22 protein-coding genes and 1 pseudogene are annotated in these 19,005 nt (G+C 47.5%); 18 read left to right on the top strand and 5 right to left on the bottom strand.

The features are described 5' to 3' along the window. The 3 genes from rplU to G1ANC_RS01470 all read left to right on the top strand — a co-directional run. A partial coding sequence (gene rplU, locus G1ANC_RS01480; RefSeq protein WP_129693268.1) for a 50S ribosomal protein L21 occupies positions 1-263 on the top strand: 263 nt, incomplete at its 5' end. 105 nt (positions 264-368) lie between these two features. Further along, positions 369-1,133 (top strand): ParA family protein, encoded by a 765-nt coding sequence (locus G1ANC_RS01475; protein WP_129693267.1) that lies wholly within the window; start codon positions 369-371, stop codon positions 1,131-1,133. Then, complete coding sequence (locus G1ANC_RS01470) at positions 1,123-2,007, top strand: ParB/RepB/Spo0J family partition protein (RefSeq protein ID WP_129693266.1); 885 nt, start codon at positions 1,123-1,125, stop codon at positions 2,005-2,007. The genes G1ANC_RS01475 and G1ANC_RS01470 overlap by 11 nt, the downstream gene beginning before the upstream one ends. 81 nt (positions 2,008-2,088) lie before the next feature. Here G1ANC_RS01470 and lepB read toward each other — a convergent pair whose 3' ends face one another. Beyond that, positions 2,089-2,697: a signal peptidase I gene (gene lepB, locus G1ANC_RS01465; protein ID WP_129693265.1), complete on the bottom strand. Its 609-nt coding sequence runs from the start codon at positions 2,695-2,697 to the stop codon at positions 2,089-2,091. An 84-nt stretch (positions 2,698-2,781) separates the two neighbouring features. Between lepB and G1ANC_RS01460 the strand changes: the two genes are divergently transcribed. From G1ANC_RS01460 to G1ANC_RS01450, 3 genes are all read left to right on the top strand, one after another. Continuing rightward, complete coding sequence (locus G1ANC_RS01460) at positions 2,782-4,452, top strand: LCP family protein (RefSeq protein WP_129693264.1); 1,671 nt, start codon at positions 2,782-2,784, stop codon at positions 4,450-4,452. Positions 4,453-4,494: 42 nt separating this feature from the next. After that, positions 4,495-5,274: a hypothetical protein gene (locus tag G1ANC_RS01455; RefSeq protein ID WP_129693263.1), complete on the top strand. Its 780-nt coding sequence runs from the start codon at positions 4,495-4,497 to the stop codon at positions 5,272-5,274. A 93-nt stretch (positions 5,275-5,367) separates the two neighbouring features. Continuing rightward, a complete protein-coding gene (locus G1ANC_RS01450) occupies positions 5,368-6,567 on the top strand; it encodes a S1C family serine protease (RefSeq protein ID WP_129693262.1) in 1,200 nt (399 codons plus the stop codon). Positions 6,568-6,572: 5 nt separating this feature from the next. Here the strand turns inward: G1ANC_RS01450 and prmC are convergent, their stop codons facing one another. The 4 genes from prmC to G1ANC_RS01430 form a co-directional block, all read right to left on the bottom strand. Beyond that, positions 6,573-7,370 carry a peptide chain release factor N(5)-glutamine methyltransferase gene (prmC, locus tag G1ANC_RS01445; protein WP_129693261.1) on the bottom strand — a complete coding sequence of 266 codons (798 nt, stop codon included), beginning with the start codon at positions 7,368-7,370 and terminating at the stop codon, positions 6,573-6,575. Positions 7,371-7,443: 73 nt separating this feature from the next. After that, a complete protein-coding gene (gene prfA / locus G1ANC_RS01440) occupies positions 7,444-8,517 on the bottom strand; it encodes a peptide chain release factor 1 (protein WP_129693260.1) in 1,074 nt (357 codons plus the stop codon). A gap of 214 nt (positions 8,518-8,731) precedes the next feature. After that, on the bottom strand, positions 8,732-9,136 hold the full coding sequence (locus G1ANC_RS04230) for a type B 50S ribosomal protein L31 (protein WP_129693259.1): 405 nt from the start codon (positions 9,134-9,136) through the stop codon (positions 8,732-8,734). 34 nt (positions 9,137-9,170) lie between these two features. Further along, positions 9,171-9,617 carry a low affinity iron permease family protein gene (locus G1ANC_RS01430; RefSeq protein ID WP_129693258.1) on the bottom strand — a complete coding sequence of 149 codons (447 nt, stop codon included), beginning with the start codon at positions 9,615-9,617 and terminating at the stop codon, positions 9,171-9,173. Between the two features lie 40 nt (positions 9,618-9,657). Between G1ANC_RS01430 and G1ANC_RS01425 the strand changes: the two genes are divergently transcribed. The 12 genes and pseudogenes from G1ANC_RS01425 to G1ANC_RS01370 form a co-directional block, all read left to right on the top strand. After that, entirely contained in the window at positions 9,658-11,124 is a 1,467-nt protein-coding gene (locus G1ANC_RS01425; RefSeq protein WP_129693257.1) for a hypothetical protein, read from the top strand. After that, positions 11,121-11,594: a hypothetical protein gene (locus tag G1ANC_RS01420; RefSeq protein ID WP_129693256.1), complete on the top strand. Its 474-nt coding sequence runs from the start codon at positions 11,121-11,123 to the stop codon at positions 11,592-11,594. Before G1ANC_RS01425 ends, G1ANC_RS01420 begins: the two co-directional genes overlap by 4 nt. 85 nt (positions 11,595-11,679) lie before the next feature. Continuing rightward, on the top strand, positions 11,680-12,381 hold the full coding sequence (gene rpsB / locus G1ANC_RS01415) for a 30S ribosomal protein S2 (RefSeq protein WP_129693255.1): 702 nt from the start codon (positions 11,680-11,682) through the stop codon (positions 12,379-12,381). A 1-nt stretch (position 12,382) separates the two neighbouring features. Then, entirely contained in the window at positions 12,383-12,976 is a 594-nt protein-coding gene (locus G1ANC_RS01410; RefSeq protein ID WP_129693254.1) for a translation elongation factor Ts, read from the top strand. Positions 12,977-13,065: 89 nt separating this feature from the next. Then, positions 13,066-13,776: a hypothetical protein gene (locus G1ANC_RS01405; protein ID WP_129693253.1), complete on the top strand. Its 711-nt coding sequence runs from the start codon at positions 13,066-13,068 to the stop codon at positions 13,774-13,776. A gap of 33 nt (positions 13,777-13,809) precedes the next feature. Continuing rightward, positions 13,810-14,364, top strand: a complete 555-nt coding sequence (frr, locus tag G1ANC_RS01400; protein WP_129693252.1) for a ribosome recycling factor — start codon at positions 13,810-13,812, stop codon at positions 14,362-14,364. Then, complete coding sequence (gene uppS / locus G1ANC_RS01395) at positions 14,364-15,056, top strand: polyprenyl diphosphate synthase (protein ID WP_129693251.1); 693 nt, start codon at positions 14,364-14,366, stop codon at positions 15,054-15,056. The genes frr and uppS overlap by 1 nt, the downstream gene beginning before the upstream one ends. A gap of 1 nt (position 15,057) precedes the next feature. After that, the gene (locus tag G1ANC_RS01390) at positions 15,058-16,221 is read left to right on the top strand and encodes an RIP metalloprotease (protein WP_164997960.1); all 1,164 of its coding nucleotides are present in this window, start codon (positions 15,058-15,060) and stop codon (positions 16,219-16,221) included. After that, positions 16,218-16,973, top strand: a complete 756-nt coding sequence (locus tag G1ANC_RS01385; protein WP_129693249.1) for a CPBP family intramembrane glutamic endopeptidase — start codon at positions 16,218-16,220, stop codon at positions 16,971-16,973. The genes G1ANC_RS01390 and G1ANC_RS01385 overlap by 4 nt, the downstream gene beginning before the upstream one ends. 39 nt (positions 16,974-17,012) lie before the next feature. Next, complete coding sequence (locus G1ANC_RS01380) at positions 17,013-18,251, top strand: aminoacyl--tRNA ligase-related protein (RefSeq protein WP_129693248.1); 1,239 nt, start codon at positions 17,013-17,015, stop codon at positions 18,249-18,251. Between the two features lie 80 nt (positions 18,252-18,331). Further along, on the top strand, positions 18,332-18,787 hold the full coding sequence (gene greA / locus G1ANC_RS01375) for a transcription elongation factor GreA (RefSeq protein ID WP_129693247.1): 456 nt from the start codon (positions 18,332-18,334) through the stop codon (positions 18,785-18,787). A gap of 32 nt (positions 18,788-18,819) precedes the next feature. Beyond that, positions 18,820-19,005, top strand: a pseudogene (locus tag G1ANC_RS01370) (lysine--tRNA ligase); the annotation flags it as partial.

Raw genomic sequence — 19,005 nt, 5'->3', positions numbered from 1 at the left:
GCGAAAAAGAGTCCCTCTTGGTGGATCTCCTCCCTGAAGGCACAAAAGAACTCACTCTCGACGCACTTCTAGTGATTGATGGTGATAAAACAAAAGTTGGCACGCCAACGGTAAAAGGCGCGGTAGTAAAGGCGAAAGTCGTTGAGGCGGAAGTCAAAGGCGATAAAATCCGCGTCATTCGCTACAAAGCTAAAAAACGCGTTCACAAAGAAAACGGCCATCGTCAAAAATATAGCCGTATCGAGATTACTTCGATTAAATAGTAGATACAAACTTGATAAATTGCCCTGTTCTTTGAAGCAGGGCAATTTCATATTTACTAGATGTTTGTGGTATAATTAAACGTAAGCAGAGAGGGCAGATAAACAGTGGCATCTATCATAACGGTTACCAATCAGAAAGGCGGCGTGGGTAAGACAACAACGTCAATTAATCTGGCTTACTATCTGGCAAAGATGGGCAAGCGGACGCTATTGATTGATTTCGATCCGCAGGGCAATGCAACTAGCGGCTTAGGTATTGATAAGCAGAGCTTAGAAGTAACTATTGCTGATGCTATTCTCGGCCGTAAAAAATTAGTAGAAGTAACAGTCCCAACCGAGTTTGATAACCTATCGTTGGTGCCTGCTGTGCCAACCTTAGCTAATACCGAAGTAGAGCTAGCCCAGACTGATTATCGTTTCAGCCGTCTGAAATATGCTATCAAGGCTTGCACCATAGAGTACGATTACATTATCATTGATTGTCCGCCGAGTTTGAGCTTGTTGACGGTTAATGCGTTAATTGCCGCTCAGTATGTTTTGCTGCCGGTACAAGCAGAATTCTATGCGTTAGAGGGCCTAGGCCAGTTACTGGAAACGATGAAACTAGTGCGCAAAAATCTCAATCCAACGCTTGATTTGGTAGGTGTGTTGCCGACAATGGTTGATAACCGCACATCACTGTCGACGCAAGTATTAGACGAGATTTCGAAGCATTTTCCAGCCAAAGTATTCAAAACGAAGATTCCGCGCAATGTCCGCTTGGCTGAGGCACCGAGCCACGGCTTGCCGATTGGTGCGTATGATAGGTTTAGTAAAGGCGCTCGAGCTTATAAAGCGCTAGCCAGGGAGGTGATTGAGCGTGCCGGCTAAAAAGGGCCTAGGGCGAGGTTTTGACTCGCTTATTCCGACAGAGCTGCTAGACGAATCGTTCGATCCGACAGCCGAGCAAGACGAACGCGTTAGCGATTTGCGCTATATTAAATTAGCGTCAATTATGCCCGATCCAGATCAGCCGCGCCGCGAATTTGATGACGATGCGTTGGTTGAATTGAGTAAATCGATCAAAGAGCATGGCGTATTGCAGCCAGTAGTGGTGCGGCCGCATGGCGACGGCTATATGATTGTGGCTGGCGAACGCCGTTTCCGGGCTTCTAAGCTGGCGAAGCTTGATCGGATTCCAGCGCTGGTGCGGACGCTATCGGGCCAGCATCGGTTAGAACTGTCGCTGATTGAGAATATCCAGCGCCGCGACCTTAATCCGCTAGAGACAGCGACAGCGTATTTGAAATTGCGCGATCAATTTAATCTGACTTTAGATGATATTGGCAAGCGTGTTGGTAAGACATCGGCGGCAATTGCTAACACAATGCGCCTGTTGCGCTTGCCGGGGGCGGTGCGCGATATAGTAGCGCGCGGCGAATTAAGCGAAGGTCAAGCGAGGTCGCTGACGAGCCTGCCGGAAGAAGAAATTTTGCGGGTTGTCCCGATAATTATAAAAGAACAATGGAGCGCGCGGACGATTGAGCGCTATGTCTCGAATTATAAAAAGTTGCATGGTGCAGCATCGACTAAAGGTAGAAAAGCTGTCCGCAGCTCGAGATTTATCCGCGAAGAGGAATCTTTTGCTAAGCGTTTCGGAACGCCAGTTGTTGTCAAAGAGACTCGAAAAGGTGCCGGACGGATTATTATTTCATTCAAAGATCAAGCAGACTTCGAGCGAATTGCTAAGCTGCTGGGCGAATAACCGTTTAATTACACTAATCCAACGTTGTAAAAACTACACGTAAGGTTATTAGGCTGCTAGTCTGTAATCTTAATCTTAAAATCAAAACGAGTCTACATTGCCTAGCGGAAAGATTCTCAGAGCCACTGGTCCGACAATGTCATAGGTTGGAATGAAGCCCAGTCCGCTACGCGAGTCGAATGAGTTGTCGCCGACTCGATTATCGCCCGCTACGAAAATAGAACCCTCTGGAACTGTCCACTCGCCGTCGTGACTAGTCGGTGATTTTGGACCGACGTTGTTTTTGCGCGTGCTGTCGTCTGGATGAAAGCCTTCGGGATATTTATTATTGTAAACTGTTAGCACGCCGTCCTTGACAACGACGCGTTCGCCGGGGAAGGCAATTACGCGTTTGATGATGTAGCGATCGGGTGCTCCAGGCCTATAGACTGGATTGACAAAAACAACAATCTTTCCACGTTCTGGCAAATACGGTTTATTTTGTATCTGTGCCATGGTTACAGGTATTCGGTTAATGATTAACCGGTCGCCGTCGGCGAGAGTATTATCCATGCTGTGTCCAGAGACGGAAAAACTGCGAAAAACGTAAGCATTTAATAGCAAAGTGCCAATTAGCACTGCAATAACAAATCCGCTAAAACTTAGAAAATCTCGAAGACGCGGATGGCGGGTGAGATAGCTAGCTTCCATTACACGTATTATACGCTGTAAAAACCAACGAAACAATAAGCGCGATATTTATTTTTTAGCTAAAATCCTTTATAGTACATAGATATGGTGAAGCGAGCGATAGACGGTTTTGTACCGCGAAATACTCCTGCGCGCAGAGCGCCTGTTGATAGCCAGAAAAAACCAGCGGTTAATTTCGGCGATATGGGACATACTGTGTCTGTACGGCGTCAGCAGCAATTGCCGCCGCGGCCGATTACTTCGGCGCCAAATAGAGGTGTTCGCAGCGATATTGACGAGTCTTTGCGCGAGATTAGTAATAATCTTGATTTATCTCCATCCAAACATTCTGGCAAGGGCTCGCCAAAAAATGGTCGGAAAAAGCGCGATTGGAAAAAAATCGCCAAGCGTACAGCGATCGCAGTAACCGTTGTTGTGCTTGGTATTGGTATTTTCCTGGGAGTACGAGCTTTGATGGCGGGTAATGCCGTCTTCAAGGGCGATATATTTGGTTTTGTACAGAAGAAACCGCTCAAGCAAGATGCTCATGGTCGCAGCAATATTCTAATACTTGGCACTTCAGAAGACGACGCTGGTCACGAAGCGGGATATCTAACCGACTCGATGATGATCCTTAGCGTTGACCAGAACAAAAAGAATGCTTATATGATTAGCGTGCCTCGAGACTTATATGTCAAATATGGTAAGAGTTGCCAAGCGGGTTATTCTGGCAAGATTAACGCTTATTTTAATTGCGTCAACGATAATTGGTCGAGCGACAGCGCCGAGGAGGAACGCCAGACAGCAACTAGAGCTTTTGTTGGTAATATATTTGGTATTGATGTGCAATATTCGGTTCACCTGAATTATAGTGTGATGCGTGATTTGGTGGGGGCGCTTGGCGGTATCAAGATTACCATTGACAGCCGCAATCCGAATGGTGTGATGGATAGTAATTTTGACTGGAAGTGTGGTACGACGTCTGCCGAGAAATCTCAGCGTTGTCCGCGCGGCCACTATATCAGTTATCCGAACGGCGAAGTAGAATTAGATGCCGAGCACGCGCTGTATTTGGCGATGGCGCGCGGTGACCGAGCGCCAACGTACGGTTTCGAGCAATCTAATTTCGACCGCGAAAAAAACCAGCAAAAGATTATGGTTGCTATTCGCGACAAGGCCTTGAGTGCCGGCACACTGGCAGATTTTACTAAAATTTCTGGTATTATCGACGCGATTGGCAAGAATTTACGAACTAATTTCGAAAAGAGCGAAGTACGTACGCTGGTCGAGCTAGTACACAACATCAAAAGCGATAATATCAAAAGCGTCAGTTTGATTGATGCCGAGCCAGCTATCTTGACAACCGGCACGTACGGCGGCGCTAGTTCGGTGGTGCCGACAGCCGGAACGTATGATTACAGCCAGCTGCGGGCTTTCGTCAAGAAAAACCTCTATGCGACAGATATCACTAAAGAAAATGCTAACGTTGTTGTACTTAATGCTACTGGCGTATCAGGCGTGGCGCAAAAACAAGCCGATAAATTAACTGAGCTTGGCATGACGGTTAGTACTGTCGGTAATGCGCCGCAAAACGGCTCGTATTCTAGCAACAAGATATATAAAGTCTCAACGCGCGCCAAGACAGCTACGTCTGTAAAACTGCAGTCACTTTACGGCGCTGCCCCAGAAGCGGCACAGAGCGTGCCAGGCGTCAAATATAATGCAGAGGTAGACTACGTTATTATCATAGCAGTCAAGCCGAATGCCGGCGAGTAGGCGGGTTATAGAAACAATACTAAGGTGGTATAATTAAGCGGTATGAGTTCAACAAAAAAGCATAAGTATAGCTCTAAGGCAAGCTCGCTGGCTTATGCATCGCTTAATATTTTACTGGCGCTGGCGGTGTTTGGAACTATTTATGTAACTAATTCGCCAATTTTTGCTTTGCTGCTGGTGGCGCTTGGCAAATGGCGGATTTTGTCGGTAAGGCCGCGTTTTTGGGCGGCTAATGTTTTGTCTAATTTGGTGGATATTATAGTTGGCGTTAGTTTTGCGCTGTTAATTTGGCTGTCGGGCGGGTACATTATACTTCAGCTGGGGCTAACAGCGTTGCATATTGTCTGGCTGCTATTTATCAAGCAGCGCTCAAAATACACGTATGCGGTTATTCAGGCTGGTACTGCGCTGTTCTTGGGGCTAGTGACACTGTCGTTGACAGCTTATTCATGGGATTCGTTTTATTTCGTAGCAATTGTTTGGGTGATTGCTTATGCGTCAGCGCGGCATGTAGCTAGCCGCTACGAGGGAATCAGCACTAATCTTTACGCGATAGCAGCAGCAACAGTGTGCGCTGAACTCGGCTGGATCTCGTATTATTGGATGATTGCTTATACTATTCCGGGTTTGGCTGCTATCAAGGTATCGCAGTTCGCTATATTTGCAGTATTGATGGGTTTCGTGGCTGAGCGGACAGCGCGTAGCTATCATAAACACGGCGAAGTTCGCTTCGCTGATATTGCAATGCCGATATTATTAACGGCAATGACGATGGTTGTGGCGTATATCTTTGCGGTTTTGAGCGGCAGCGATGCTTTGTAGGGCGTTAAGCAGATTTTTAAGGATTCTTTAAGACTATATGCGCATAGTAAGTATAATGGATATGATCAAATTATCGAATAGAGGAGGTTTCTGATGAATAATAAGCAGGAAAATGCTACACCGCGATCGTCAGACTCACAGCCGCTACCACCTCAGGTTGTTGCGGTTACTAAACCTTGCCAGAAGAAGACGGTTTGGCTAGCGATCTCTATCGTGATTGCGGCGATTATTTTGGCGGCTGGCGGCATAACTTGTACGCTGCTAATGCGAGGAGGCCGCAATTCTCTGAATACTTTCGTTGACGGTAATCTGGCGGCTGATAGTAAGGAGGCTTCTGTTTCTGATATTATTGACAAAGTTTCGCCAAGCGTGGTGTCGATAGTCACCAATACTAAGTTGCAATCGCTATTTGGCGGTTCCCGCCAGGTGCAGGCGGCCGGTACAGGTATTATTCTCAGTAAAGACGGCTTCGTTCTTACTAATAAGCACGTTGTAGAAGGCGCGCAGTCGGTTACGATTGTAGCCTCGGACGGGTCGACTTACGACGTAGTATCGCTAGTTGGTACCGATCCGTTGAATGATTTGGCTTACTTAAAGATCAAAGACGTTAATAATTTAACACCAGCAGCTCTAGGCGACTCGTCGACAGCCCGAGTCGGGCAGAACGTTATTGCTATCGGTAATGCGCTAGGACAGTATCAGAACACCGTTTCTAAAGGTATTATTTCTGGTAAGGGCCGGGCGGTCTCGGCGAGCGATAGCAGCGGTAACTCGCGGGAATCTCTGACTGATATGCTGCAAACCGATACGGCTATTAATTCTGGCAATTCTGGCGGGCCGTTAATTAACTACAGCGGGCAGGTTATCGGTATTAATACAGCGGTAGCTTCGAATGCTGAAGGAATTGGCTTTTCGATCCCGATTAACGCAGCAAAAGGTACAATCCAGCAAGTTTTGGCTGGCAAAGGCGTGCAGCGAGCGTATCTGGGCGTCAATTACACGGATATCACGCCGGAAATAGCCAAGCATTATAGTTTGCCATCAAAATATGGCGCGTACGTGACTGGCGGCCGCAGCGAGGACGTTGGTGTTACCGCTAACAGCCCGGCCGCTAAAGCTGGTATTCAAGACAAGGATATCATTACCAAGGTTAATGGTACTGAATTGGGCGCGCGAGGTAATTTATCAAGCGTTCTTGGGCAGTATCAGCCGGGCGATACTATTGATTTGACGGTGATGCGCAGCGGTAAAACGATGAATATCAAAGCGACGCTAGCGGCCTATCAAGAATAAGCAAATTATGCTTGCAGTACGACGATAAAGCCGCGTGTTAGTTTATGCCGCAGCTGGCGCGAACCAGCGTAGGCTATTATTGCGCCGTGCTGCCGCGGGTCGGCTTCTAAAAAGATTAGGGCGTCAGGATTTAAGTGTACTGGTAGCTGGTCTATCAGCTGGTAGATTAGCGCCAAGCCCTCGTCTTTGGCGAAGAGTGCTAATGCTGGTTCATGATTAGTCTCGGGCGAGCGCTGCCACGAACGGTCGACATATGGCAAATTAGCGATAATTATATCGAATTTGCCAGGTACGGCGCGCAACAAATTACTTTTTATCAGAGCGACGTCGGCTTGAAATTTTTCAGCATTTTGACGGGCAACGCGCAAGGCTGGCTGGCTAATATCAGATAAAAATACGTTAAGTTTCGGGATCTCTAATTTTGCGGTGATGCCCAAGCAGCCGCTGCCAGTACCGATATCTAGCAGCTTGCCAGAAACACCAAGTTCTTTTAGCAGCTCTATGGTGGCTTCTGACTCTGGACGAGGTACTAAAACCTGCGGCGACACTGTAAATCTTCGGCCGTAAAAATCGCGGTAACCTAAGATATAAGCAAGCGGTACGCGTTCTAATCGCAGACGCAGCCGAGCATTAGCAATATCAACACGCCGCGGGTCGATGTCGTCTTCGGGGTGAGCGTGCAGGTAGGTGCGATTTTTCCGCAGCGTATTAGCCAAGATAAGTTCTGCATCCAACCTGGCAGAATCGACGCCAATTTCTCGTAATTGTTTGATTGCGTGATCGAGCCATGCCGATATATTCATACGAATAGTATAAAATGCAAGTTTGTAGCGGTCAAACTAAATTAATATGATCAGGGGCGAGGCAGGCGATAGATTATTGCTGGTCGGCGTTTTGCGCTTTTAATTCTCGTTCGTAAGCTTGCAGCTGTTCAATTAAATCGTTGATGTCTCCGTTCATGGCGGCGGGGATATTGCTGCGGTTGTAGTGAATGCGGTGGTCGGTGATGCGGTCTTGCGGGAAGTTATAGGTGCGGATTTTTTCAGAGCGGTCGCCAGTGCCGACTAGCGAACGCCGTTCAGCGCTTAATTTGGCGTTTTCTTCGTCAATTTTCATCTGCAGCAGCCGCGAACGCAGCACGCTCATGGCTTTTTCGCGGTTCTTGATTTGCGACTTCTCGTCTTGGTTGGTAACTATGATGCCAGTTGGCAGGTGAGTAATGCGTACCGCCGAGTCGGTGGTGTTGACGCTCTGGCCGCCATGGCCGCTGGAGCGGTAAATATCGACGCGCAGGTCGTTCGGGTTGATTTCAACATCAGTTTCTTCGGCTTCGGGTAAGACGGCGACAGTGGCGGTGCTGGTATGAATACGGCCTTGACTTTCAGTGACTGGGACGCGTTGGACGCGGTGGACGCCGCCTTCAAATTTCAATTTGGCATATGGCGCGTCGCCCTTGACCATGAAAATGACTTCTTTGTAGCCGCCAGAATCGTTAGCGGACTCGCTAATTAGCTCGGTTTTATAGCCATTGGCTTCGCACCAGCGTAGATACATGCGGTACAGCTCCGCCGCAAATAATGAGGCTTCGTCGCCGCCAGCGCCAGCGCGGATCTCGATGATGATGTTTTTCTCGTCGTTCGGGTCTTTGGGTGTTAGTAATATGAATAACTTATCGTCGAGTTCGGCGATTTTAGCTTCGTCCTCGGGAATCTCTGCTTTGGCTAGTTCGGCTAATTCATCGTTGCCCTGGGCTAAGTTTTTTGCCTCCGCTAGCTGCTTCTCGATGGTATTGCGTTCGCTGGCGGTAGCGATAATGGTCTCTAACTCGGCGAAACGTTTGTTGTTGGCAGTAAAATCTGGCGAGCTGTAAGCGTCGGGACTTGCTAAAAAATCGCCGAGGCGAGCGCGTTCGGCTTTCAAAGCGTCCAAATCGAGAGAAATCTTTGCCATAACTTATAAAATTATAGCATATATTGGCGGAATAAGAGTTTTAAGGTATAATATCGCCGCTAGATTCGTGGCAAGTTTTAGATGTTGGTGGGGTACATATTAGGGTTAAGGGTGGCAGATAGGTCAGATGTAAAGGTGTTTTTGTGGATCAGGCAAGAAAAATAAAACATCGCTGACAGATAGCAGTGATGTTTTATTATGCGATTGATGGTGTCTAGCTTTTCTTGTCGACCTGTTTCTTAGCTTTTTTGGAGGTTTTGGCTGGTTTAGCGTTGTTGTCGCTGGTTTTGTCATCGGCAGCTTGCTGAGCCTTGGCGGCAGCGGCGGCGTTAGCCTTTTTTGCTTTGTTGACGAGAGCTTCGCGGCGGGCCTTCGCGGCGGCTTGGCGGGCCTTGAAGCGGTCAACGCGGCCTTCGGTATCGATAATCTTTTCTTCGCCAGTGAAGAATGGATGCGATTTACTCGAAATGTGGACTTTGACCAACGGGTAAGTCTGGCCGTCTTTCCACTTGATTGTTTCGGTAGATTGCGCTGTTGAGCGAGTCAAGAACGCGAAGCCTGCTTGTTCGTCGCTAAATACGACCAGGCGATAGTCCTGTGGGTGAATACTGCTTTTCATAACTGTAGTATTCTAGCAAAAAACTGTATAGTTGTCAAAGATGCAGTTTACGATGTCTCTCGTTGCTACGGCGTTCCTTCTCGCTGCTGATTTTGTCGTGAAGTTTGCGCAGCGCGCGCTGCGAGGCCGGCAGCTGGGTGATAGCGCGAATTTCCTCCTCGATATCAGCTAGGTCTTCGTCGCTGAAGTCTTCTAATCCAACATAGCGCATGCGGGCGCCCTTGGTGGAGCGGATTAGTTCATCAAGCTTAAGCTGAATAGCACGACTATCGCGGTTTTGGGTATTTTGGATCAAGAATACCATCAAAAAAGTGACAATCGTCGTACCAGTGTTGATAACCAACTGCCAGGTGTCAGAGAAGTTAAAAATCGGCCCGGTGATAAACCAAACAGCTATTGAAGCGGCTGCTAGGATAAACACGCCAGCCGAACCAGCTAGCGTTGAGGCGCGCGACGAAATCTTGCGAAAACGCTCTTTCATGATGTAAGCATAACAAAAAAGGTGAATATTAGCAAAAATAGTGTATAATTACGATGGATACGTAACAGAAACAAAAATGACAAATGACAAAACACCTGAACATTACCCTGCACAAACGCCGCTAGAAATAGAAGCTGTAAGCACTGAGGACGACGAGTATAGTAGACGTCGCGACTTCTTCAGAAGGTTGTGCGATGATATAGATGAAATGCGCAAAGGCGACCTGGCAGAATTGAAGGTAAAATATAAAGGATATCTAGATAGAACCATTAGGAATGTCTGCCTAGCTAGAGACGAACGGTCGCGAGAAGAGCGTTCCGCTATAAGTAAAGCTATCAAACTAGTTGAAGAAATTGCCGACGTACCATTAGTCGATTGGCCAGACGATTTGCTTGAGTATCCGGATGTCTGTAGCGAGTATGTAAAATGGATGCTTGAATCGGGTAATGGTACAGTGTATCGTTGCGCCCAGGCTGCTAGAGAGGAGTTTCATGATAGCGGTGGTCGTATCGTAGATAAGAAAGATATTCATTTTGTAAATAGCGATTACGAACGGATGATATGGCGGTATGAAATGTGTAATAGAGTACTGCTTGGCGATGACGAATCGGCTAAATCTGTCATAGATGAATACGGTGAATATATAGGACAATATGGGACGATTAATATAGGGGAGGCCTATATGACGGAAGAAGGTCAAACAGATTATATGGAGTATATAAGAGCTATGGAGCATTTGGGCCGCGATAATGTGCTTAAACTGCATGATAAACTTGGGATAGCAATTTTTTCTCGCTGGTCGTTGCAAACGTTAGATAGCATGGTTGATTTGGTGAATGGTAAGGGTGAAGAAAAGTCGTGGTCGGTTGTTTTAATTGGCAAATCGGGCGATCATAATGGCGCCTTTAAAAATTTCAGACGTACAGAGTCTTCGGATATTATACCCATCGAAGTAGGTTCTGCTAACGATACTCAAGATAGAGTTGCGACGTTGCAGAATATGGGCATTGATACTATCGATCGGTTGACTATCGCTGGCCATGGCAGTGCTAATGGATTGTTATTAGCCTCTGGTTATACTCTGCCAAGAGATACCAGTGTATTAAGGCAGGACCCTATTACTTTGCTCATCAATATGATAAAAGCAGGCGATGATGGTTTGCGAAATATCAATCTGATGTCGTGCTCTGGCGCTCGTCGTTTTGACGGAGAAGCAAGCCTGGCGGAATGCCTCTCTTGTTTGGACAAAGGTTTAGCCGTATATGCTCCGCCAGAAGATGCGTATATAGACGTACAAGACGGGGAGGCTAATTTGAGGTCAAAGTTACCTTTGAACCGCGCTATAGAGGACTTACTTATTGAAATGAAAATTCCTGGTTATAATAGAATTGCTAGCTGGCTAGAGAAGGTATTTTGGAAGAGAACGAAGAATATCTTAGTAACTAGCGTGGCGGGTTCGCTAGTGTCAAGGGAAAATGTTAATATGACATTAGGAGGCGAGATATGACAGAAATGTTTCTTGGCTTATCACCAGATACCGATAAGTGCGACCCAGAATTGATCAGAGAAAGAATAAAAGAGATAAAAGGCTATGTTGCTAGTCTGCAGCCTGGTGAATCATTTTTTGAAAATGAAGAAACAGGTTTAGTTATAAGAACTAATGTAGAAGAAGGCGATGATGAAAATGGGGTAAATCACCGCATGGTTGGTGTTGTTCGTGAAGAGGGTGGCGATAGAAAAGGGTGGCTGATTGTTGCTAAAGGAGATAGTGTCTCTGTCGTAAGTGAACTAATCGGCAGTAAAGATAACGATAACAAGAGGGAAACCTATTTATTATTTTCTTCCGAAGTTGGTTCTAGCCAATTTGCCGATTGTTCTAATTGTGATTCTCTAGAACGACTAGCAGGATCTCTGGCGCAGGCATCTGGTACAAATAGGCCTTCGAGAAATCCTTTTGCTGTTGAAAAAAATAGCTAATAATGTTACGCTACTATAGTAATAATTTTAACGACACAGCCCGTTGCAGCTCCAAAAGCAGCGGGCGAGGAAAAGGAGTAAACTGATGTCTGTAGCAGTAGACATGAAAGCTTTGTTTGAGGCTGGTGTTCATTTTGGACACAAAACTAGCCGCTGGCACCCAAAGATGGCGCCGTATATTCACTCAAAACGCCAGGATAGCCATATTATTGATTTAGCGAAGACAGTTGAGGCGCTAGACAAAGCCTTACCGTTTATTACCAAGACGGTAGCGAGCGGCAAAAAAGTTTTGTTTGTTGGCACCAAAAAGCAGGCCAAAGATATCGTCAAAGCGGCTGCCGAGTCGGCTGGCCAGCCATTTGTGGTGAATCGTTGGATCGGCGGCATGCTAACTAATGTCACCACTACTAACGCGCAAATCAAAAAGCTGCGCGACCTCGAGCGCCGCATGGACAACGGCGATCTCGAGAAGCGCTACAATAAGCTAGAAGTTCAGCGCTACCAAGAAGAAATCGATAGTTTGAACTTCAAATACGGCGGCATCAAAGAATTGAATGGTAAGCCTGGCGCTTTAATCGTACTCGATATGCTGGTTGATAAAAATGCTATTGCTGAAGCAGAAAATCTCGGTATCCCAGTGGTGGCGATCGCTGATACTAACGCCGACCCGAGCAAAGTCGAATATCCGATTCCGGGCAACGACGACGCGATCAAAGGTTTGCAATTGTTGCTAGACTACTTTGTAGCAGCAGTGAACGAAGGCAAGACTAAAAAAGAGGAGAAATAGGATGGGCGTATCAATTGAAGACATTAAAAAGCTGAAAGAATTAAGCGGCATTGGGCTAACCGATGCTAAGAAGGCGCTAGTTGAAGCCGAGGGCGACTTCGATAAAGCTCTCGAGGCACTGCGTAAGAAAGGCTTGACTAAGGCCGAGAAAAAAGGCGACCGCGAGACGCGCGAAGGTCTGATTGAGAGTTACGTGCACTCGGGCCGTATCGGCGTGGTTGTCGAGGTTAACTGCGAAACTGATTTCGTGGCGCGCTTGCCAGAATTCAAGGAGTTTGCGCACCAAATTGCTATGCAGATCGCAGCGATGGCGCCAAAATATGCAACGGTCGAGGATATTCCGAGCGACGTTTACGAAGCGAAAAAGCAGGAGTTTTTGGCAAGCGACAGTTTGCAAGATAAGCCAGAGAATATGCGCGAGCAAATTGTCGAAGGACAACTCAACAAGTATTTTGCCGAACAAGTCCTATCCGAGCAGGCTTTCGTACTTGACGACAGCAAAACCGTCGGCGAGCTGATCAAAGAGCAAGTAGCGCTGCGCGGCGAGAATGTACGTGTTAGCCAATTCAAGCGTATCGAGCTTGGCGGCGAATAAGCCTACGTCTTATACAGCCAATATAACCGCTGAAATATGGCGGTTATTTTGGTATGATAAAAGCATGAGCAATCAACGGCGGAATGTAGATGCGCAATTTTGAATCTGGTAGTTTTGACTTTTATAGCAACCGCGAAAAGCCAAGCGGCGGCGAGCGCGAGCGTGCGAGTGAGCTGGATGATATTGATTTGCGGCCAGAAAGCGAGGTTTTTCAAGACCACGAGCGGATTGATAGCAAGGATCTTGACGATCAGCTGATTGCTTTGCGAGACCAGCTAAGCGAAGATACGGGCGGAATTATTCATATTGATATTCCAGCTTATAGATATGATTTTGCCGACAATCCTTTCGTTGGTATGGGGCCGAATCGCACCAAGACTTACGAGATTTCGCGCTATGTGGATATAGTGTTTTTGCATCGTTTCATGTACCAAGAGATTATTGTTTGCGGGCTGCAATCGCGCAAATTTACCAACGAGATAGGGCGGGCGGCGTTTATTAAACGGATTCGCGAGACTGGCGGCTTGCCGCTAAACCGGGATGGCAGCGAGCCGGAGGTTTTGGGGCGAGCATTCGTGCCATATATGCCATATCACACGACTGATGCGTTTTTCCGCTTGTATCATACAGTGATGCCACGGGTAGCCGAACGGCCGCACTATCCGCTAGATGTGTGGCTGATTTTCGATGAGAATGCTTATCAAGAGATTGACGGATCGCCAGATTTTCGCCAGGCATATCGTTTGCGCCGGGGATTTGACCGACGGGCTAGTTTGCTAGGAGTGGCGCAGATAAATTAGCGTTTAATGGTACAATAAAGTAAAGGAGAATATATGTTTAGTACAGACGAATATGAAGCAAAAATGACAGGCGCATTTGAGCACTTTGGCGAGGAGCTGCGCAAGATTCGCACTGGCCGGGCGCATCCAGGTATGTTAGCGGGTGTGATGGTTGAAGCTTACGGTGCTAGCATGCCGCTCAATCAGGTGGCCAACGTGACAGCTCCCGAGGCGCAAATGTTGCTCGTGACACCTTTTGACCCGAGTAATTTGCAAAATATCGCGGCGGCGATTCGTAACGATCAGAGCCTTGGTTTTAATCCGAGCGACGATGGACGGGTAGTGCGCGTGCCAGTACCAGCCTTGACCGAGGAGCGCCGCAAGCAGTTGGTTCGTCAGGCGTCAGAAAAGTTAGAAGAAGCGCGAATCGCTTTGCGCAACATTCGCCAAGACGGCATCAAGGACGCCAAAAAAATGAAGGAAGCTAAAGAGTTGAGCGAGGACGATCTCAAAATGATCGAAAAAGAATTTGATCGCTTGATGAATGAATTCCAAGACAAGCTAGAGGCCGCTTTCAAGGACAAAGAAAAGGATATTCTAACCATCTAATGAGCGAGAAAGTATTGCCAGTACACGTCGGCTTCATTGTCGACGGCAATCGCCGCTGGGCAAAAGCTCAGGGTCTATCAGCGCAAGAAGGGCATAGCGCTGGCTATGAAAAGTTGCGCGAAATTATCATCGACACTATCGATCGCGGCGTGCCGTATGTTAGCGCGTATATTTTTAGTACCGAGAATTGGCATCGTAGCGGCCCAGAGGTTAAGCACTTGATGAACTTGGTGGTGCAAATGTTGACGCGCGATTTACATATTTTCGTTGAACACGGCATACGGTTAAGGGTGGCGGGGACGCGTGTGCGCCTCAGCCGCCGAGTCAAAAAAGCGATTGACGAGGCCGAAGCGGCCACCAAAGATTTGACGCACGGCACGGCAATTTTGTCGTTTAACTATGGCGGGCACCAGGAAATTATAGATGCAGTCAATACCTTGCGCAAAACGCTTTCAACACATAAAAAAGTAACAGCGCAAATCTTTGAGCAATTTTTGTATACGCCAGATGTGCCGCCATGCGACTTGATAGTGCGCACCAGCGGCGAACAGCGGCTAAGCAATTTTATGCTGTGGCGCAGTGCTTATAGCGAGCTAATTTTTGTTAAAAAATCGTGGCCAGATATGACAAAACGCGACATAACCGCTATACTAAATGAGTACGCGAAACGTTCGCGGCGGTTTGGAGGGTGAAATGAGTTTAGTTTTTGGTATCATTGTCGGTATAATTGTGTTGACTATTTTGGTGGTGACGCACGAGTTGGGCCATGCTTTGGTGGCGCGGCGTTACGGCGTGCGTGTTGAGGAGTTTGGTATTGGCTTCCCGCCAGCAGCTTACAAGAAGAAGGTCAAGAAAAGCTTTTTGGGCAAAAATGTTGATTACAGTATTAACTGGCTGCCGCTAGGCGGTTTCGTTAAGTTACAAGGCGAGCACGACGATGATAAGCAGCCTGGCGACTACGGCGCAGCGACATTTTGGCAAAAAACACAAATCTTGCTGGCTGGCGTAGCGGTGAACTGGCTGAGTGCGGTGTTGATATTTACGATTTTGGCGTGGTGGGGTATGCCGCCGCTTGTCGCTAATCAATTCACCGTGGCTAGCGACACGACAACTTCAGGCAAAGAAGTCAAGATAGCTGGTGTCGAGAACGACTTGCCAGCGCAAAAAAGCGGATTAAAAACTGGCGACGATATTCTGTCGGTTGATGGCGATAAGATTAAAACTCCAGATGAGCTGACCAAGAGATTAGCTCGCGACAAAGGTAAAACAGTCAAGATCCGCTACTCGCGAAACGGTCGAGAGGCAGTGCTGCCTGTAGCATTGCGGTCTAGCAATGATGACAAGCGCGGTTATCTGGGCGTCAGTTTATCTCAAGAGGTCTTGATGCATTCGACTTGGTCGGCACCAATTGTCGGCGTAGGGCTGACTACTCAATTGACCGGGATAACTATTCAAGGGCTTGGGCAAGTTGTCTATGATGGTTTGACGGGGCTGGCTATGAAAATCGTGCCGAACGACCAGACGCAGCAGCAGGCTAATCAAAAATTAGCAACAGTTGGCAATAGTGTCGGCGGTCCGGTAACGATATTTGGCATGTTGTTTCCGGCGGCTGGCGAGGCTGGCGGCCGCTATGTCTTGATGATTGCTGGACTAATCGCTTTGTCGCTGGCAGTGATGAATATATTACCGATTCCAGCGCTTGATGGCGGGCGGTGGTTTGTGACGGCTTTGTTCCGCTTAATAAAGAAACCGCTCCGCAAAGATATCGAGGAGAAAATTCATGGTACTGGCTTCTTGGTTTTGGTAGTATTGATAATATTAGTAACGATTTCTGACGTCGGGAAACTATTCAAATGAAACGCTGGCGGGTGGGTAATTTAAAAAAGCTTCGTTTTTCCCGGCGGCAGATACTGTCATGGATTGGCTGGACGCTGCTGGTGGCGATATTGATGGTAGCGGCTGCTTATGCGGTAGCTGGCGTTGGGCGATTGCTATTGCGGACAGGTTGGTTGGCACAAGCTAACGTATCAGTGGTTAATCTAATTTTGCAATGTTTTGTTCATGTCTTGACAATTGCCGCCGTTTGCACGGTAGCTTGGCGTATTAAAAAAGCAGTATCAGCCAAGCAGGCTGGCGCGCAGCGGTTGATTGAGTGGCGCGATATCGGTATGGCAATCGTTGGCGCGGTGGCTTACATTGCTTTGACAGTGAGCTTATCATTTGTTGCGCAAGCTATCATACCAGGCTTTAACCCGAATCAGGCTCAAGATGTTGGGGTATCAGACAGGCTATTTTCGCTAGATTTAGCGATAGCTTTTGTGGTGCTGGTGATAGTGGTGCCGTTATGCGAGGAGTTAATTTTTCGCGGTATACTGTATGGCAAGCTGCGTTCGGCGAAGCTGCCAGTAGCAGCTAACGTATTTTTTGTTAGCTTGCTTTTTGGGGTAGCGCATGGGCAGTGGAATGTTGGTATTGATACGTTTGCGCTGAGTTTGGTGCTTTGTACGCTGCGCGAATATACTGGATCGATTTGGTCTGGCTTTTTGCTGCACGCAATCAAGAATAGCGTGGCTTTTTATGCAGTTTATGTTGCGGTGGCGTTTTGGTAATTTGTTGATATGCGTGATTCACGGTAAAATGAGGATATTATGAGACTAAGTAAGAATTTTACTCGAACTATCAAGCAGGCGCCAGCTGACGAGGTGGCGCGTAATGCCCAGCTGCTGATTCGTGCTGGTTACGTGCATAAAACGATGGCAGGTGTTTATTCATACTTGCCACTGGGACTAAAAGTGGTTGAGAATATTAAGCAAATTGTCCGCGAAGAGATGAATAAAATTGACAGTCAAGAGCTAGTCATGAGCACACTGCAGCGTAAAGAAACATGGCAGGAGACTGGGCGCTGGAGTGACGAGTTGGTTGATGTTTGGTTTAAGTCTAAATTGCAAGACGGTACTGAGGTTGGTTTCGGCTGGACGCACGAAGAGCCGATTGTTGATTTACTGCGTAATTATTTGAAGAGCTATAAGGATTTGCCAATTAGCGTTTACCAATTCCAGAACAAGCTGCGCAACGAGCTGCGCGCCAAAAGCGGTATTATGCGCGGCCGCGAGTTCGTTATGAAAGATATGTACTCGGTGCACGCCAGCAAAGAAGACTTGGATAAGTATTATAACGCCGCGATCGAGGCTTATAAGCGCTGCTATGACCGCTTTGGTATCGGTGATGAAACATACGTAACGTTTGCCTCGGGCGGAGCTTTCACTAAATTTAGCCACGAATTTCAGACGATTTGTGACGCTGGCGAGGATTATATTTATCTGCACCGCGGCAAAAATATTGCTGTGAACGAAGAGGTTTTGGATGACGCCGTCAAGGAGCTGGGCATTAATCGCAGCGAACTAGAACGGGTCAAAACTGCCGAGGTTGGCAATATCTTTAACTTCGGTACGCAAAAGTCCGAGGAAATGCGCTTGGTCTTTACTGACGCTGAGGGTGTAGAGCAGTACGCTTATATGGGCAGCTACGGTATCGGTATCACCCGGGTGATGGGCGTGATTGTCGAGAAATTTGCTGATGACAAGGGGCTGGTTTGGCCGGAAAACATTGCACCAGCTAAAGTATATCTGGTACAAATTGGCAGCCAGTCGCGCGCTACAGCTGACGAGCTCTATCAGAAGTTGCAATCTGCCGGAATCGAAACTATCTATGACGATCGCGACGAGCGTCCAGGGGTTAAATTTGCTGATGCCGAACTGCTGGGCATTCCGTATCGGGTGACGGTCAGCGATCGCTTGCTTGATGATGGTAAATGGGAGGTGTCAACGCGTCAGACTGGCGAACAACGACTCTTGACGGCAGATGAGTTGCTTGCTACACTGAACTAATCTGAGTATTTTGTATTGGAGGGCTGGGGTTTCTCTAGACAGAGAAAGTTTCGGGCGGTATAACGAAAGGAGTAAAACTCATGAAAAAAGCATATCAGATCACCGAGGATGGAAGAAAAGAGCTTGAAGAAGAGCTAGCTGCCTTGAAGGGTCGCCGCGGCGAGATTGCCGAGAAAATCGCTGAAGCGCGCGGTTATGGCGATCTGAGCGAGAATGCCGAGTATGATCAGGCGCGCGAAGAGCAAGGCCTAGTCGAGACGCGTATTGCCGAGATTGAGGATATTTTGCAGAACGCCGAGGATATCAAGGGCGGCACCACTCATAAAGTTAGTTTGGGCAGTCGAGTGACGCTTGAATCTGGCGGTAAAATATTTGAATATACGGTTGTTGGCCCGGTTGAAGCCGATCCGCTGAATGGCAAAATTAGCGACGAATCGCCGCTGGGCGTGGCACTAATTGATAAGGTAGTGGGCGATACCGCCGCTATTAACACACCCAAAGGCGAGACTATCTACGTAATCAAAGCAATTTCGTAGCTACTAACAGGGGTGTGCTATAATAAATAATTATGGCTACACTGCAAGATTATCGAAACGAACGTTTGCGAAAATTAGAAACCCTGCGAGAACTAGGCGTTGATCCGTATCCAGCGCGGTCGGAGCGGACGCATGGCTGCGGCGAGGTTTTAGCCCATTATGATGAGCTGGCGGGTCAGGAAGTGGTTGTGGCGGGGCGCATCACTTCAATTCGCAGT

The sequence above is a fragment of the Candidatus Nanosynsacchari sp. TM7_ANC_38.39_G1_1 genome, from assembly GCF_004138385.1.
The sequence above is the reverse complement of the archived record's forward strand: the minus strand, read 5'-3'. Positions and strand labels throughout refer to the sequence as shown.